At 68.6% G+C, this 16234-nt stretch carries 13 protein-coding genes; all 13 read left to right on the top strand.

Annotated features, from left to right (window positions below; genetic code table 11):
- The first annotated feature begins 4 nt into the window (after positions 1 to 4).
- Positions 5 to 2038: an APC family permease gene (locus tag FB471_RS03670; RefSeq protein WP_141995930.1), complete on the top strand. Its 2034-nt coding sequence runs from the start codon at positions 5 to 7 to the stop codon at positions 2036 to 2038.
- Entirely contained in the window at positions 2035 to 3246 is a 1212-nt protein-coding gene (locus tag FB471_RS03665; RefSeq protein WP_141995929.1) for a class I SAM-dependent RNA methyltransferase, read from the top strand. The genes FB471_RS03670 and FB471_RS03665 overlap by 4 nt, the downstream gene beginning before the upstream one ends.
- 882 nt (positions 3247 to 4128) lie before the next feature.
- Entirely contained in the window at positions 4129 to 5055 is a 927-nt protein-coding gene (locus FB471_RS03660; protein ID WP_141995928.1) for an isocitrate lyase/phosphoenolpyruvate mutase family protein, read from the top strand.
- A gap of 29 nt (positions 5056 to 5084) precedes the next feature.
- Positions 5085 to 6308, top strand: coding sequence for a phenylacetate--CoA ligase family protein (locus tag FB471_RS33960; RefSeq protein ID WP_170220691.1), 1224 nt, complete (start codon positions 5085 to 5087; stop codon positions 6306 to 6308).
- Positions 6305 to 7327: an aminotransferase class I/II-fold pyridoxal phosphate-dependent enzyme gene (locus FB471_RS03655; RefSeq protein ID WP_170220690.1), complete on the top strand. Its 1023-nt coding sequence runs from the start codon at positions 6305 to 6307 to the stop codon at positions 7325 to 7327. Before FB471_RS33960 ends, FB471_RS03655 begins: the two co-directional genes overlap by 4 nt.
- Before the next feature lie 29 nt (positions 7328 to 7356).
- Positions 7357 to 9270, top strand: a complete 1914-nt coding sequence (locus FB471_RS03650; protein WP_141995926.1) for an alpha/beta hydrolase family protein — start codon at positions 7357 to 7359, stop codon at positions 9268 to 9270.
- A gap of 29 nt (positions 9271 to 9299) precedes the next feature.
- Complete coding sequence (gene aepY, locus FB471_RS03645) at positions 9300 to 10526, top strand: phosphonopyruvate decarboxylase (RefSeq protein WP_170220689.1); 1227 nt, start codon at positions 9300 to 9302, stop codon at positions 10524 to 10526.
- Complete coding sequence (locus FB471_RS03640) at positions 10411 to 11700, top strand: tetratricopeptide repeat protein (RefSeq protein ID WP_141995924.1); 1290 nt, start codon at positions 10411 to 10413, stop codon at positions 11698 to 11700. Before aepY ends, FB471_RS03640 begins: the two co-directional genes overlap by 116 nt.
- 47 nt (positions 11701 to 11747) lie before the next feature.
- Entirely contained in the window at positions 11748 to 12626 is an 879-nt protein-coding gene (locus tag FB471_RS03635) for a TauD/TfdA family dioxygenase (RefSeq protein ID WP_170220688.1), read from the top strand.
- Between the two features lie 37 nt (positions 12627 to 12663).
- A complete protein-coding gene (locus FB471_RS03630) occupies positions 12664 to 12876 on the top strand; it encodes a hypothetical protein (protein WP_141995922.1) in 213 nt (70 codons plus the stop codon).
- A gap of 78 nt (positions 12877 to 12954) precedes the next feature.
- Complete coding sequence (locus tag FB471_RS03625; protein ID WP_141995921.1) at positions 12955 to 14028, top strand: hypothetical protein; 1074 nt, start codon at positions 12955 to 12957, stop codon at positions 14026 to 14028.
- A 1-nt stretch (position 14029) separates the two neighbouring features.
- Positions 14030 to 14758, top strand: coding sequence for a TSUP family transporter (locus FB471_RS03620; RefSeq protein WP_141995920.1), 729 nt, complete (start codon positions 14030 to 14032; stop codon positions 14756 to 14758).
- The gene (gene phnY, locus FB471_RS03615) at positions 14758 to 16221 is read left to right on the top strand and encodes a phosphonoacetaldehyde dehydrogenase (protein ID WP_141995919.1); all 1464 of its coding nucleotides are present in this window, start codon (positions 14758 to 14760) and stop codon (positions 16219 to 16221) included. The genes FB471_RS03620 and phnY overlap by 1 nt, the downstream gene beginning before the upstream one ends.
- The last annotated feature ends 13 nt before the right edge of the window (positions 16222 to 16234 follow it).

The following is a 16234-nucleotide window of genomic DNA, read 5'->3' as shown; positions in this document are numbered from 1 at the left end:
CGCGGTGTCCAAGTTCACCACTGCGGCGAAGAGGTTGGTCCTCGGCCGGCCGTTCCGCAGCGACCGGCTTTCGCACACGCTGTTACCCAAGCGCATCGCGCTGCCGGTGTTCGCGTCCGACCCGATGTCCAGCGTGGCCTACGCGCCCGAGCAGATCCTGCTCATGCTGTCCGTCGCGGGCGCGTCGGCGTACGTGTTCAGCCCCTGGATCGGGCTGGTCGTGGCGCTGGTGATGGTCTCGGTGGTGGCCTCGTACCGGCAGAACGTGCGCGCCTACACCTCGGGCGGTGGGGACTACGAGGTCGCCTCGGTGAACCACGGCCCCCGCTGGGGGCTGGCCGTCGGCAGTGCCCTGCTGGTCGACTACGTGCTCACGGTGGCCGTCTCGATCGCCTCGGCCGCGGCCAACATCGGCTCCGCCGTGCCGTTCGTGGCCACGCACAAGGTGGCCTTCGCGGTCGGCGCGATCCTGCTGCTGACCGCGATCAACCTGCGCGGGGTGCGCGAGTCGGGCACCGCGTTCGCGCTGCCGTCCTATGCCTTCGTGGTCGGCATCCTCGGCATGATCGGCTGGGGCGCGTTCCGGGTGTTCGTGCTGGGCGAGGACGTTCGCGCGGAGAGCGCGGACCTCATCCTGGTGCAGGAGGACACCCACCTCGCCGGGTTCGGTCTGGTCTTCCTGATCCTGCGCGCGTTCTCCTCCGGCAGCGCGGCGCTGACCGGGGTGGAGGCGATCGCCAACGGGGTGCCCGCCTTCCGCAAGCCCAAGGGCCGCAACGCCGCGACCACCCTGCTGATGATGGGCACCCTGGCGGTCACCATGTTCCTCGGCCTGCTGTTCCTGGCCAGGCTGACCGGGGTGGTGATGGCGGAGCATCCGGGGACCCAACTCGTCAACGCCCCGGAGGGGTACGAGCAGAAGACCCTGGTCGCCCAGCTGGCGAACGCGGTGTTCGGCGGCTTCTCCCCGGGGATCTGGTTCATCATCTTCTTCACCGGGCTGATCCTGGTGCTGGCGGCGAACACCGCGTTCAACGGTTTCCCGGTGCTCGGCTCGATCCTGGCGCAGGATCGGCACCTGCCGCGCCAGCTGCACACCAGGGGGGACCGGCTGGCCTTCTCCAACGGCATCCTGTTCCTCGCCGGGTTCGCCATCCTGCTGGTGATCGCGTTCGATGCCGAGGTCACCAGCCTGATCCAGCTCTATATCGTCGGCGTGTTCGTGTCCTTCGTGCTCAGCCAGAGCGGCATGATCAGGCACTGGAACCGCCTGCTGCGCACCGAGACCGATCGGGACGCCCGCCGCCGCATGCGCAGGGCGCAGGCGATCAACTCCTTCGGCCTGTTCATGACCAGCGGGGTGCTTGTCATCGTGCTGGTGACGAAGTTCCTGGCCGGGGCGTGGATCTCCATCGTGGCGATGGCCGCGGTGTACTGGCTGATGACCGCCATCCGCAGGCACTACGACCGGGTCGCCGAGGAGCTGAGTGAGGAGGAGGCCAAGCCGCCGGTGCTGCCCTCGCGCAACCATGCGATCGTGCTGGTCTCGAAGCTGCACAAGCCGACCCTGCGCGCGCTGGCCTACGCCAAGGCGACCAGGCCGGACATCCTGGAGGCGGTCACCGTCAACGTGGATGACGCGGACACCAGGGCGCTGGTGGCGGAATGGGACCGGCACGGCTTCTCCATCCCGCTCAAGGTGGTCGAGTCCCCGTACCGGGAGATCACCAAGCCGGTGCTCGACTACGTCAAGCGGGTGCGCGGGGACAGCCCGCGCAACGTGGTGACCGTGTTCATCCCGGAGTACGTGGTGGGACGCTGGTGGGAGCAGGTACTGCACAACCAGAGTGCGCTGCGGCTGAAGGGCAGGCTGCTCTTCCAGCCCCGCGTGATGGTGACCAGCGTGCCGTGGCAGCTGGAGTCCTCCAAGCGGCGGTCCGGGGCGGGATCCTGGGAGCGGCCGATCGCCGGCGACGTCCGCCGGGGCGTGCACGGCACGCAACGTGGCGGTAACGGCTCGGACGAGGAGCGACGATGAGTGCCACGACGAGCCAGGGCAGCTGGCTGGGCCGCACCCTGGAGCTGGAGGTGGGTGCCGTGGCGCACGGCGGCCACTGCGTGTCCAGAACGGACGGTCGGGTGGTGTTCGTGCGGCACGCGCTGCCCGGCGAGCTGGTGCTGGCCGAGGTCACCGAGGATCGGCAACGCGGGTTCTGCCGTGCCGACGCGGTACGCGTGTTACGGGCGTCCCCGCACCGGGTCGAGCCGGTGTGCCCGCTGGCCGCCCCCGGACTGTGCGGTGGCTGTGACTGGCAGCACGCGAAGCCGCAGGCGCAGCGGGAGCTGAAGGCGCAGGTGATCGCCGAGCAACTGCGCAGGCTGGCCGGCCTGGAACGCAACGTCGAGGTCGAGGCGCTGCCCGGCGGCCCGCTCGGCTGGCGCAGCCGGGTGCGGCTGGTGGCCGATGACGAGGGGCGTGCCGGCCTGCGTGCGCATCGCAGCCACCGGGTGATCCCGCTTGCCGGATGCCCGATCTCGGTCCCGGAGGCGATGGAGGAAGCGCTGTCCGCGCGGTGGCGGCCGGGGAGCGAACTGGAGGTGACCAGCGACGGCGCGGGCCGTACCCACCTGCGGGAGCTGACGACCGTACGTGGCAAGGGAAAGTCCCGGCAGGTCAAGGGCGGCGTCGCGGTGCAGCACGCGGCGGGCCGGGACTGGCGGATCGCGGCGCACGGCTTCTGGCAGGTGCACCCGGCGGCGGCCGAGGCCCTGGCCACCGCGGTCGGGGAGTGGGCGCGGTCCTCCCGCGGCGCGCGGGTGTGGGACCTCTACGCCGGCGCCGGGCTGTTCGCCTCCGTGCTCGCCGACCAGGTCGGCACGGCGGGCGGCGTGCTGGCCGTGGAGTCCAGCAGCCAGGCCGTGCGTGACGGTAGGGCGAACCTCGCCGACCTGCCGCAGGTGCGCTGGCAGGCCGGTCGGGTGGAGCAGGTACTGCGGCAGGTCGACGAGCGGCCGGAGGTCGTCGTGCTCGACCCGCCGCGCAAGGGCGCGGGCAACGCCGTGGTCACATCCATTGTGGAGGGAAATCCGGAGAGGGTGGTGTACGTCGCCTGCGACCCGGCCGCGCTGGCCCGTGACCTGGCCACCTTCGCCGGGCACGGCTACCACCTCGCGGAGCTACGCGCCTTCGACGCCTTCCCGATGACCCACCACGTCGAGTGCCTCGCCCTGCTCCAGCCGCTGTGAGTGACCCGGTTTCCGTGCCGTGCACGGGACATCGATGGTGACGCCCGGCTCCCAGCAGTAACCTTCCTCGGAGCAGAACCTGCCGCTCGAGAATTGTGATCAATTCTCGAAGTAGGTGTACGGCTTCGTGCTCGAGTGTCCCGAGCCGAGAAAGATTATGGCGTTCCATGATCTTTCTCGGCTCCTTGCCGGCGCGGTCGGAGTTGTGCCGCGAGCCCAGTAGATCTTGATTGTGTCGGAAAACGATTTATGGGGCGACGTCAGGATGCAGGACCGGTGCTCCGATCGGCCCATTTTCCGTACGACAAAAAGTACCCGACTGCTCCGTTCGAATGATGCTCAGCCGGCCTGTTGACATCTTCTCGCGATTCGATGAAGCTTCAACGCATGAACGCACGGTAGCGCCGAGGTGAATACCCTGGCGACGCCGACTTCGAAAACGATCATAGATTGTGGGCGAACCTGATCTTTGGTTGTGGGCGTCTCGCGGTCATGACTTGATTACTCGGGCTTCCATCATGGTTCGCCCGCGTGCGTGTGGCGCAGCCGGTTGCTCCGACTCGCCGAATCTTGGGGGTAACGCGTGTACTTGGGCGGCATTTTACGAGCGCGGTCGATGACCCTGTTGACGGGCCGTGACCTCCCGGGTGCCTCGTCGGGCCGGATGAGCGACCGGGTCGCCGGGCTCACGAAGCCTTCGACTGAGGGCACTGGTTCACCACGCCCGCGAACGGTGCGCTCTCCGGAGCCGGGCGAGACGTTGTCCCCTGTCTGGTGTCCGCACGACGGCACACGCTAGGCCGAAAACCGGAACATTCTGTGCCGCCGTGCCCGCCCGAGATCGCGCCTGGTGCGACCAACACTTCGCAGGAGGAGCAGACTATGACCAAGGCCCATGCGCTCGCCAGACTCTTCGAACGTCCCGACCTCGACTTCCTCATGGGCGCCCACGATGCGCTTTCCGCGCAGATAGCGGAGGAATCGGGATTTTCCGGCGTATGGCTGTCGGGACTGGGACTGTCCGCGACCAGCGGGTTGCGCGATTCGAATGAGCTTTCCTGGACGCAGGTGACCGAACGTATCGGACTCGTGGCCGACCGGGTTTCCGTGCCAGGCCTTGTCGACATCGACACGGGCTACGGCGACTTCAACAACGTGCGGCTGGTATCGCGGAAACTGGCTCGTACCGGGGTCGGCGGCGCCTGCATCGAGGACAAGGTGTTTCCGAAGGTGAACTCCTTCCTGGAAAACGGTCAGGTGCTGGCCGACCCAGCCGAGTTCTGCGGCAGGCTCAAGGCCGCGAAGGACACTGCCGGCGCTGACATGTACCTGGTGGCCCGTTGCGAGGCGTTCGTGGCGGGGCGCACGTTGTCCGAGGCGGTCGACCGCTGCTCCCTCTACGCCGAGTCAGGTGCCGACGCGGTGCTTGTCCATTCCAAACTGACCTCACCCGACGAGGTGCTCGCTTTCATGCGGGAATGGAGCTCGTCGGTTCCGGTAGCGATTATTCCCACGAAATATTCGACCGTGCTGGCGGAGGTATTCGAGCAGGCGGGTATCTCCGTCGCGATCTGGGCGAACCAGAGCCTGCGCGCGGCGATCGGCGCGATGCAGGAGTTGTGTAGCGCGTTGCGGGAACAGCGCACCATGCGGAACCTCGAGGGAAAGATCGTCGACCTGACCCGCGTCTTCGAACTCGCGAACAACGCGGAACTCGACCTTGCCAAGGATCTTTACAGCCGGTATGTGCCTCCCGGCCGCTCCGATGAGACGGTGTCGTTGCTGCCGGAGGCTTCCCGGTCCGCCTGAGCGAGTCCGGACCAGCGAGGGGAGCTGCTATGGCCGGCGCCGCGACCGGTTCCGAGACGGTCGAATCGGTACGGGACGTCCACCGGATGCACGAGGACTGGTCCGGGAGGACCACCGGCGTGGACGCCGTGGTCCGGCATGCTCGCGCCCAGGTCCCGTTCTACCGGCGGATGCCGGGTGACGAGCTGGGCACGTTCCCGATCGTGGACCGCGCGACCCACAGCCTGCGGCCCGACGACTTCCGTGCGGCCCGCCCGGCCGGTAGCCGTACGCTGACGTCGAGTGGTACGTCCGGATCGCCGTTGCGGGTAGCCGTGGACGACGCGGCGTGGTACGGCGTCAACTACCATTTCTTCGCGCAGATCGCCCAGCTGGCCGGCATCGCTCGGGACGAGTTCACGACCGGGCACCTGGGCGTCCTCTTCGTCAGCAACAAGGCCGGCCGGGGAAGTTTCGTCAAACCGTTGCCGTCGCTGAACTCCGCGTTGTACGCACGGCTACAGCTGCGCGCGGCCGGTGACATCGTCCGGGTGTACGACCGGCTCCGGGCGAAGATCCTCTATGGCAAGCCGACCTACCTGCTCGATCTCCGCGCGGCCCTGCTCGGTCACGGGCTCGGGCGGCCACCGTGGTCACCGCGGCTGTTGCTGGTCAGTGGCGAGCCCCTGCACAGCGACGACCGTGCCAGGCTGGCCGACTACTTCGACGCGCCTGTGGTGGACGCGCTCGCCTCGACCGAGGGCGGACTGATCGCGGCCGGCACCGTCCACGGCGAGGGCTATGAGGTCTTCTCCGACAACGTGCGGCTCGAGGTGCGCACCGACGCGGGAGACGTCGGCGAGTCCGGTACCGGGGAACTGGTCTTGACCAATTTGTTGTATCGGGACACCGTCTTTCTCCGCTACCGAACCGGTGATCACGCTGAGCTGTACACCGGGTCCGACGGCACCCAGTCCCTGGTCCGGTTATGGGGCCGGGAACCGGAGGTCGTGCGACTGCGGACCGGAGCGCTTCCGTCCGAGTCGATCACCAACCGGCTCGGCCTCCTGCCCGGGCTGCGTGACTTCCAGCTGGTGAGTACGGCCGAGCCGGCCGTACTCCGATGGGCTCCCGATGCCGCGGTCGACGACCCCGGCACGCTGCCCGCCGCGTTGCGTGCGGCCGTAGGGGAACTTTTCCCGCACGAGGAGATCACTCTCGAACAGTGCGACCGGATCACTCCTCTCGGCGGCAAGAAGCGGAGGTATGTGTGACTCTCGACCTGACGTGGACGGGAAGCCAGTTCCTCGATGCGCGGCAGCACACGGCGCAGATTCTCGCCGCGGTGGACTCGATGGACGTGACCAGCAAGGATGACGTGTGGGCCGAGGGCGTCGCCGCGGCGGTCGCCGAGTACCACGCGCTGCCGCCGGACTCGGTGCGCGTCGGGGCGGGTGCGACCCAACTGGTCGAGATGCTGCTGCGTTCCCTGTACCGCGGTCTGGTCGTGGACGTCGTTCCGAACTTCCACCTCACCGCGAGCCTGTGCGCGCAAGAGGGCTGGGAACGCCGCGCGGTCGCGGTGCGGGAGCCGGCCGGGCTGATGGCCGCGCTCGAACCGTATGCGGACGAGGAGGACGCCGTCTTCTCGCTGTCCTCGCCGCGGAACCCGCTCGGATACCAGTTCGGCGTCGAGGACGTCGCCGAGCTTGCCGAGCGGGTTCGCGGGGTGATCCTGCTGGACGAGGTGTACGCGGACTTCGCCGCCGACTCCGCACTGCGCCTGGTCACCGAGCACCCGAACCTGTTCGTGTTGCGCACCTTTTCCAAGGCGTGGGGACTGGCGAACCTGCGGATCGGCTTCGGCGTTTCCACCGCGTTCGCCGGGCGGCGAGCAGGTCCGTTGTGGCGTCAGTTGCCGAACAGCGTCTCCGGCGTGGCCCAGCGGGCCGCGCGGCGGCTGCTGGAGCGGCCGCGGGCGGTGCTGGACAGCATCGAGGCCGCGCGACGCTGCCGGGACCGCCTGATCGCCGCGCTCGACACTGTTCCGGGTATGCGGGTGTGGCCGTCCGAGGCGAACTATGTGTGCCTGGAGACACCGGCGGAGCTGGCCGAGGACCTCGAAACGGCAGGCTACCGGGTACGGCGACTGCACGAGTTGCGCGACTACCCTCGGCACTTTCCACCCGGCGTCAGAATATCCGTACCGCCGCAACCGCATTGCGACGCCATCGCCGAGGTCGTGCGCGCGTGCCAGGCACGGCACGGGCGGCCCGCCGGGGTCGTCCAGTGACCGGCGGTGAGCGTGCGGGTCCGCCTTCGATGAGCGCGGACGGGCGCTACCTCGCGTGGCTGTCCAGCGGGACGTCGGCTCCCAGCCTGGTGCTTTTCGATGTGCGGCAGGGCCGCGAGGTGGACCGGGTCGGCGGCACGCCGGCTCGCGTCCGCGCCTTCACCTGGTCACACGCCCCCGGGGTCGGAATCGCGGTCGCGGACCGCACCGGCGCGGAGAACTGGGTGCTGTACCGGTTCACGGCCGGCACGCGCGAGTGGACGCCGTTGGCCGAGGTGGCCGGGGCACAGATGCGGGTCGCCGGGCTCAGTCCCCGCCGGCCGACGGAGGTTCTCGTCGCGTCGAACCGGCGTGACCGGCGTTGCCACGACTACGAGGTGATCTCCCTGCGCACCGGGGATCGGGTGATGTCGCTGGAGAACAACGGCTACGGCGCCGTGTACTTCGACACCGACTTCTCCCCGCGGTTGACCGAGACGGTGAACCAGGATGGGTCGCGAGACTTCTGGCACAGCGGCCATGGCAAGGAGGGGCTGTTTCTGCATGTCCCGCACGAAGCCGCCCTCTGTACCCGCTTCAGCCATTTCTCGACCGACGGGCACACCGCCTACTTCGTGCTTCCGGATGGCCGGGAGGGTACCCGGCTGGCCGGTCTACGGTGTGCCGGCGACCAGCGGGCGACCGTCGCCGAGACCCTTCTTTCCGTGCGGTGGGCCGGAATCGGCCAGATCCTGCCGTCGTCGACGACCGGGCGGCCCGAGTTGGCGGAGGTTGAACGGTTCCGCCGACGCACCGTTGCGTTGCACGCGGACGCCGGGACGGCCCTTCGCGCACTGCGACGCCGGCTCGGCGGCGAGCCCGCTGTGCTGGAGCGGCGGCAGAGCGATGGCCAATGGCTGTGCGCCGAGCATCGGGCCGACGCGGAGGCCCGGTACTTCGTGTACCGACCGAGCAGTGACGTCGTGACCCCCGTGGTGCGGGCGCGACCTGCGCCGCGCGGCGCACCGCTGACCTGCCGGCCGGTGAGCGTCGCACTGCGGGCGGGGCGGCACGCGGTCACGTTTCTCGCCGCACCCACACCGGGGAAGGACTCGTCGCGGGACACCCCTCCACCCGCCGTGTTGCTGGTGCACGGCGGTCCGTGGCGGCGAAGCCGCTGGGAGTACGACGAACGGCGCGTGTGGCTGGCCCGGCAGGGCTACACGGTGCTCGACCCCAACTTCCGCGGATCGACGGGATTCGGGTCGGCCTGGGTGAACGCCGCGGACCGGGAGTGGGGTGCCGCGATGCAGGAGGACCTCGAGGACACTCTCGACTGGGCGGTCCGGCGCGGCCACGCCGACCCGGACCGCATCGCGCTGGTCGGCGGCAGCTACGGCGGCTACGCTGTCCTGCAGCTCGCGGCGACGTCGTCGCGGCGGTTCGGCTGTGTCGTCGCCACCGCGCCGCTCACGGACCTGGTGCGGTTCGCCGACTCGCTTCCCGAGTACTGGCAGACCGCCGCCCCGATGGTGCGCCGCCGCCTCGGCGACGCCGGGGACCCGGTGCAGCGATCCACGCTGGCGGAGAGGTCACCGGTGACCAACGCGGCCACGGTGGAGTGTCCGGTCCTGCTGGTGCATGGCGCCAACGACAGCCGGGTTCCCGTCGACATGTCCACCACCATGTTCATGCGGCTGGCCCGCGCCGATCGAGCGGCCCTGCTCGCGCTGTTCCCGGACGAGGGGCACGAGCTCGTCCGTGCGGAGAATCGGCTGGCGTGCGATCGGCTGACGGCAGCGTTCCTGTCCCGCCACGTTCTCGGCACCGGTGCGGAGGCCACGACGCCGGAGTCGTCCACGATGCGGCTGTTGCGCACGCCTCGCTACCGCGCACCGGCCCGCCACGAGTACTCGCAGGGGGTGTCGAGTTGCTGGAACCAGCATGGTTTCTGTCCGAGCTGACACGGAACCGGGTCGCCGGTATCGCCGGTGTGCCGTGCTCGTACGCATCGGGTCTCTACTCGCTGCTGGAAAGCGGTGCCGGGCCCTACGTTTCGTCGACGTCGGAGGGTGAGGCCGTCGCGATCGCGGCGGGGACCTGGTTGGCGGGCGCACAGGGCATGGTCCTGTGCCAGAACTCCGGTCTCGGCAACGCCACCAACCCGCTCAGCTCGCTGACCGAACCGTTCCGGATCCCGGTGGTACTGGGCGTGTCCCGTCGCGGGTGGCCCGCGGAAGACGACGAGCCGCAGCATCGGATGATGGGCGACGTCACGCATGACCTGCTCCGGCTGCTGGGGATTCCCGCTGAGGACCTCGATGCCGCGCCCGGAGTCGCCGCGGCTCAGCTCGCGGCCGCCGTCGAACGTGGCGAGCGGCGGGAGTCCTCCGCGCTGGTCCTGGCCAGGACCACGTTCGACAACACCGGCCCCGGTACGCGCCCGGTGCGGGCCCGGCCTCCGCTTCGGCAGGTGGAACGTGCCGAGGTGTTCCGTGCGGGGAGGCGGCCCAGCCGGTCGGACGTGCTGAAGACCTGGCTGGAGCTCGATGCGCTTCGGACGGCCACGGTCGCCACCACGGGCTACACCTCGCGAGCGCTGTACGGCCTCGACGACCGGCCCAACCACTTCTACATGCCCGGTTCGATGGGCTGCGCGCCCGCCATCGGAGTCGGCCTTGCCACCGCGAGCCGCCATCCGGTCGCCGTTTTCGACGGCGACGGAGCCCTGCTGATGCGCATGGGCACGCTGGCCACCGCGGGCCGCTATGTCCGCACGCCGTTCCTGCACATCGTGCTGGACAACGGCCAGCACGAGTCCACCGGAGGGCAACGTAGCAACGCCGAGCAGGTCGACTTCGCGAACGTGGCCTTGGCCTGCGGTTACCGGGCGGCCTGGCGGTGTGATGGCATCGACGCGGTACTGGCGGGGCTGAAACTGGCCGCCGACCGGACGGAAGGGCCGGTTCTCCTGCACTGCCTGATCCGGCCCGGAGCCGACGAGTCCCTCCCGCGGCCGAGGGAGGCACTACCCGACCTCGCACTCCGCTTCCGAACTCATCTCGCCGAAACCGAAGCCGCTGTTCGATCTCACGGAGACGCCCATGGCACTGCATTTCACCAAGAGCAACGCACTCCTGCTCCTGGTCCCGAAGACGGGCAGCACCTGGATCCGGTCCACGGTCAAGCAACTCGGGCTCGAGGCGACGTTGGTCGGTGATCCGGCGATGCGCGACCACGACTTCCTCGAGTACTACGACCGCGCGAGGTACCGCTACATCGGTGCGTTCGTCCGCAACCCCATCGAGTGGTACCGGTCGTACTGGGCCTATCGAATGGAGGGAGGGTGGCGGCCGCGGTACCCGCTCGACGAGCACTGCCAGAGCGACGATTTCGAGACGTTCGTCAGGAAGGCTGTCTCGATCCTTCCGGGTGCGTTGGGCAACATCTACCGGTCCTACGTCGGGCCGCCCGGTGCGGAGGTCGACTTCATCGGGCGTCAGGAGCGGCTGGAGGAGGATGTTCTTCGCTTCCTCCGGCTGGTCGGAGAGAAGGTCGACGAGTCGGCACTGCGGGCGGGCACCCGGATCAACGCCACCGGAACCAGGCCGGACTACCCGGAGGAGCTGAAGGAGCTCATCACGGTCTCCGAGTGGGACACGATGGAACGGTTCGGATACCTGGAGGGCCGAAAGGACCCGATCGGGCTCGCCGATATGCGCGCCAGGTACCCGGAGAGCGCGGACGACAACCGGCTGCTGACCTTGTGGACCGAACAGATCCACTGGATACCGGACGACGCCAAGAAGAAGGCCGGACGCCCCATCACCGCGCAGACCCGCCATGCCAGGGTGCACAGCAACTTCGCCTTGCTGGCACAACACAAGTACCAGGACCCGGAGTACGCCGAGCAGCGGTACCGGCGCGCGCTGGAGCTCGACCCGCACCATCCCCGCACCCTGTGCAACTACGCCCTGTTCGTCTGGCAGCGCAATGATCCGCGGGAAGCCCGGCGCCTGATGTTGCGTGCCCTTTCGAAACGGCCACAGCACCCCTACACGCTGGGAAAGCTGGCCCGCCTCACCGACCGCGAGTTCGACGATCCGCAGCTCGCCGAGGTGCTGTACCGGCAGAGCCTCGCCGGTAACGACGATCAGGAGGACGTCTCGGTCGAGCTGGCCAACCTGCTCGTGCGGCTCGGCAGGCCGGAGGACGCGGTGACGGTGCTTCGTCCTCGCGCGGACCGCCCCGACGCCGGCAGGCTGACCCTCGTCGCGCTCGCGGCGGTGATGCTGCGTGCGGGCGGAAGTCAGGACGAGACGAAGCGGTACCGCGATCGCGCGGCGGCGCTGCCGAGAACCGCGGCCAGGCGAGACGACTCGGTCTTCGCATGACCGCGGCCTCGCGGCCAACCGGACGATGTCGAAAGGAGAGTAAACCGATGCGCAACGACATCCACGTCTCGGCCGAGACGATCCAGCGGTCCGAGGTCCTCGCTGAGGGACGATCGGTGCCCGGGACCATCGCCGCTGCCCGGGAGGTGATGGCGGAGAACCGGATCTGCCTGGTGCGCGGGTTCGCCACCGAACCCGGAAGGTACCTGGAGTTCCTCCGCGGGTTCGGTGAGCCGCTGGCGAACTACGCTTCGCGCAGCGACCTGGACAAGGAGGATCCCCATCCGCAGATCAACCGGGTCAAGTACAAGAGGAAAGGGGAGTACGCCAAGCAGTCCGTGCATTACGTGGCGGGAGGTCTGCGCCCACACTCCGCACGGTCGTGGCGCGCACCGCGACCGGCCTACTTCGCGATGCTGATGGTCGACCCCGGCTGGCGGGACACTCCGGAGGGCGAGCGCGGGGAGTCGCTCGTGCTGTGTTGGCAACGGTTCTTCGCGCGGCTCGCCGAGCGCGACGGTGACCTGTTCGACGAGCACTTTCGACGGTTGCGGAGCACCTCGATCACCTTCCAGGCCAACAACGTTCGGGAACGGAACTCCGACCTGCCGCTGTGCTACGAGCTCCCGGACATGACCGATCGATTCGATGTCGGAGTCCGGCTCAAGCAGGACCTGCAGGACAAGATCCTCGACCTGAAGGACGAGATAGCCGAGTTCGACAAGTACCAGCAGTCGCTGGAATATCTGGTGAGCAACGCCGCGGACGAGACCATGCAGGCCAGCTTCCCGATGGACAGCGGCGACCTTCTGCTGCTCGACAACAACCGGTTCGCCCATGGCCGGCACAAGATTGTCGGTGAGCGGGTGATCGGAGAGAACGTAGCCGTCAATCCTCGCGAGTTGTGGAGCGTCACAGTTCACTGAACCCGAGATTCGCGTACGAAACAGAGGAGGTCGTTCCATGACGGAGCAAGAAGGCACTTCGGCCGGCGAAACGGAAGGCGCCGAACTCGCCGCCGCATGCGAGCAGTTGCAGGGCGAACTCGACGAGATGCTGGACAGCTACGCCGTCGACGGCGCGGTGGACTCGCTCGACACGGCGGTCGCGTCGTTCAAGGAAGTCGAGCAACGGAACGTGTCCTCGGTGCAGCTGGTGGCGCTCGATGGCAGGTAGCCAGGTGAGCCGTCCGGCCATGTCGGGTGAACCCGCCGGAGCGGTGTGATGAAAGGGTGGCGGTCGACGGTGGCCGGCGTGCCGGTCAAGCTCGTGAGCTCCTGTGTGCGTAACGGTCCGGCCCTGCTCGACGGCAAGGAGGAGCTGGCGACGGTCAACCCGGTGCCGCGCGACGGCGACCTGGTTGTCGTCCGCTGTCTCGACAGCACCGGTGCCTACGACCATGTCGAGGACAGCACGGGCGCACCCGTCAAGCTCTACCGGGACGACGTGCTGGTGGTCGTACTGGGCACGCGGCGCTCCGGGACGAACCTCATCGGGGAGCTGCCGGCCGGGCCGATCGCGACCGGGTGCAAGCTGGATCTCGTGGCGCAGGGTGGTCTGGTCGCCCAGTGCGTGGCCGTTCCCTCCTACTACGGCTCGCACGCGCTGCCGATGGAAGTCGTCGGGTTTCCCGCCGTCGCGGGCAGGCCGGTGAACATCGCGGACGTGCCCGTGGTCGCGGTCGGCGACGTCTCGCCGGACCGGTCGCGCAAGACGGTGCTGTTCGTCTGTGGAACCTCGGCCGAGGTCGGCAAGACCACGATGGTGTGCGCCCTGAACATCGCGGTCAAGCGCCGCCTGCCGAAACTGCGCACGGCCGCGATCAAGGCCTGTGGCACCGGCCGGGCGAAGGACTGTCTGCATTATCGCGCCGCGAACTACGACGTCGTTACCGATTTCGTCGACGCAGGCATGCCGTCCACCTACGGGGTGCCGCCCGCCGGGTTCCGGGCGATGCTGCACACCTTGATCGGCCATTGCGAGGAGCGGGCCGACCTCGTGGTGGTGGAGATCGGCGGGGACTTTCTCGAGGCACGGGCGCCCGAAGCGCTGGAGATCATGGCCGAACTCGACGCGGCCTGCGTGATGATGGTGAACGACGCCATGGGAGCGGGTGAAGGCCTGCGCCAGCTCGGCCTGCTGGGCAAGGAACCACTGGCGATCGGCACCTTCAAGCAGAACCGGGCCGCGCTGGCCGACCGGCTCGGGGTCCCGCAGGCACGGGTGGTGAACTCCGATGACGCGGACGTCCTGGTGGACCTGGTCGCCGGGCTGGTCGACGGCACCAGCGCGGTCGCCGGAGCGCGGCCCGGCGGGGTGAGTTCGTGACATGAGCCTCCTGCTCCTGCTGACGATCATCCCCGCGCTGGCCGTGATCCAGTCCGTCTTCGGCGTGGGCCTGCTGTTCTTCGGCACGCCGCTGCTGTTGATACTCGGGTACCAGTACGTCGAGCTGCTCTACGTCCTGCTGCCGGCCTCGCTGACGCTCAGCCTGCTGCAGATCCGGTTCGACCACACGGTCAGGGCGCGGGACGCGACGGCGCTGGCGGTGTGGACCGTGCCGGCGATCGTCGCGGGGATGTTCACCTCCCTTCTGGTGCTCGAGGGTATGGACATCCGCTACCCCGTCGCCGCCCTGCTGGTGTGCGTGGCGGTGATGCGGCTGGTGCCCGCGGCGCATCGCAGGCTGCGACGCGGGTGCGCGGCGGTGGGCCGGCCGGCGATCACCGCGATAGCCCTGCTCCACGGGCTGACCAACATGGGAGGTGGCCTCCTTGCTGTCTACGCGGGCGCCCGAAGTGAGGACAAGAAGGAGATCCATCGGACGGTCGCGCTCGCCTACGCCTTGTTCGCGCTGTCCCAGCTCGTCACCTTGTACGTGGTGCACGGACCACCGCTGCCGACCGTCGGGCTCCTCGGCTCCGTCGCCGGTGTCGTGGCCGCCTACGTGCTGGTGGGCAGGCGCGTCTACCAGGGTCTGTCGAACCGGCGCTATCAACTGTATTTTTCCGCCTTCATGCTCACCGGCGCCGGCGTACTGATGTGGCAGGCCTCGTGATGAGCACGGCAGGACGCGTCACCGAGTGGGTACCCCGACGTGAGGGCCCACGCATCGGCGGTCGCACAGTCGTCCGCGACGACGTGATCGAGGTGCGCTTTCCCTACACCGGCCGGCTTGTCGGTACCGTTGCCAAGGCCACGGCCGAGGACGCGCGCCACGCCATCGAGCTGGCCGCCGCTTACCGGAGCTCACTGACCAGGCACGAGCGGTACACCGCGCTCATGCGCACCGGGGAGCTGATCAGGCAGCGGAGCGACGACTGGGCCCGGTTGATCACGCTCGAGTCCGGGCTCAGCCTCGCCGACACACGGCACGAGCTGCGCAGGACCTGCGACACGCTACTGTTCGCGGCGAACCAGGCGCTCGTCGACGACGGTCAGGTCTTCTCCTGCGACATCACCGAGCACGGCCAGGCCCGCAAGGTGTTCACCACCAGGGAACCGCTGCTTGGCGTGATCTGTGCGATCACCCCGTTCAACCATCCGCTGAACCAGGTCGTGCACAAGGTCGCCCCCGCGGTGGCGACGAACAACCGGATCATCGTCAAGCCTTCGGAAAAGACACCGCTGTCCGCGCTCGCCTTCGCCGACACCCTGTACGAAGCGGGTGTGCCCACCGAGATGGTGCAGGTCGTGACCGGCGACCCCGCGGAGGTCGGCGCCGTGCTGGTGACCGATCCGCGCACCGACCTGGTGGCGTTCACCGGAAGCAGCACGGTCGGCAAGCAGATCGCCGCCAGTGCGGGCTACCGCCGGGTGGTGCTCGAGCTCGGCGGTGTCGACCCGGCCATCGTCCTTGACGACGCCGATCTCGACGAGGCGGCAAGACTCGTCGCCGCCGGCGCCTGCAAGAACTCCGGCCAGCGGTGTACCGCGGTGAAACGAGTGCTCGTTCAGTCCGGCGTCGCCGACGAGTTCGTGCGCCTGCTCGTCGCGCGAGTGGGCGCGCTGCGCTGCGGTGATCCGCTCGACCCGGATACGGACATCGGAACGGTTATCGACGAGGACGCCGCGCGCGGTATCGAGGCCGCGGTCGCGGACGCCGTCGGTCGGGGAGCACGGGTTCTGTGTGGCGGCGAGCGCGAAGGCGCCCGGTACCCGCCGACCGTGGTCGACCGGGTGAGCGCGGAGATGCCGCTGGTCACCGACGAGGTTTTCGGTCCGGTGGTGCCCATCGTGCGGTTCGCGGACGACGGTACCGCCATCCGGATCGCGAATGCGAGCCGGTACGCCTTGTCGGCGAGCGTGCTCACGCGAAACCTCGACCGGGCCACGCGGTTCATCAGCGAACTGCATGCGGGCAGTGTCAACGTCGGTGAGGTGCCGGGCTACCGGCTCGAACTCACGCCTTTCGGCGGAACCAAGGACTCGGGTCTCGGATACAAGGAGGGAGTCATCGAAGCCATGAAGAACTACACGAACGTCAAGACGTATTCCCTTCCCTGGCGAGGCATCTCCTGATCGTCCTACGTGG

Origin of the sequence: Amycolatopsis cihanbeyliensis (genome assembly GCF_006715045.1) — a bacterium.
Lineage (GTDB): Bacteria > Actinomycetota > Actinomycetes > Mycobacteriales > Pseudonocardiaceae > Amycolatopsis > Amycolatopsis cihanbeyliensis.
The sequence above is the reverse complement of the archived record's forward strand: the minus strand, read 5'-3'. Positions and strand labels throughout refer to the sequence as shown.

Bases quoted from the DNA above. Each gene is read 5' to 3' on its own strand.
- FB471_RS03665 (WP_141995929.1), top strand. From the start codon at position 2,035: ATGAGTGCCACGACGAGCCAGGGCAGCTGGCTGGGCCGCACCCTGGAG.
- FB471_RS03660 (WP_141995928.1), top strand. From the start codon at position 4,129: ATGACCAAGGCCCATGCGCTCGCCAGACTCTTCGAACGTCCCGACCTC.
- FB471_RS33960 (WP_170220691.1), top strand. From the start codon at position 5,085: ATGGCCGGCGCCGCGACCGGTTCCGAGACGGTCGAATCGGTACGGGAC.
- FB471_RS03650 (WP_141995926.1), top strand. From the start codon at position 7,357: ATGAGCGCGGACGGGCGCTACCTCGCGTGGCTGTCCAGCGGGACGTCG.
- FB471_RS03640 (WP_141995924.1), top strand. From the start codon at position 10,411: ATGGCACTGCATTTCACCAAGAGCAACGCACTCCTGCTCCTGGTCCCG.
- FB471_RS03635 (WP_170220688.1), top strand. From the start codon at position 11,748: ATGCGCAACGACATCCACGTCTCGGCCGAGACGATCCAGCGGTCCGAG.
- FB471_RS03630 (WP_141995922.1), top strand. From the start codon at position 12,664: ATGACGGAGCAAGAAGGCACTTCGGCCGGCGAAACGGAAGGCGCCGAA.
- FB471_RS03620 (WP_141995920.1), top strand. From the start codon at position 14,030: ATGAGCCTCCTGCTCCTGCTGACGATCATCCCCGCGCTGGCCGTGATC.
- phnY (WP_141995919.1), top strand. From the start codon at position 14,758: ATGAGCACGGCAGGACGCGTCACCGAGTGGGTACCCCGACGTGAGGGC.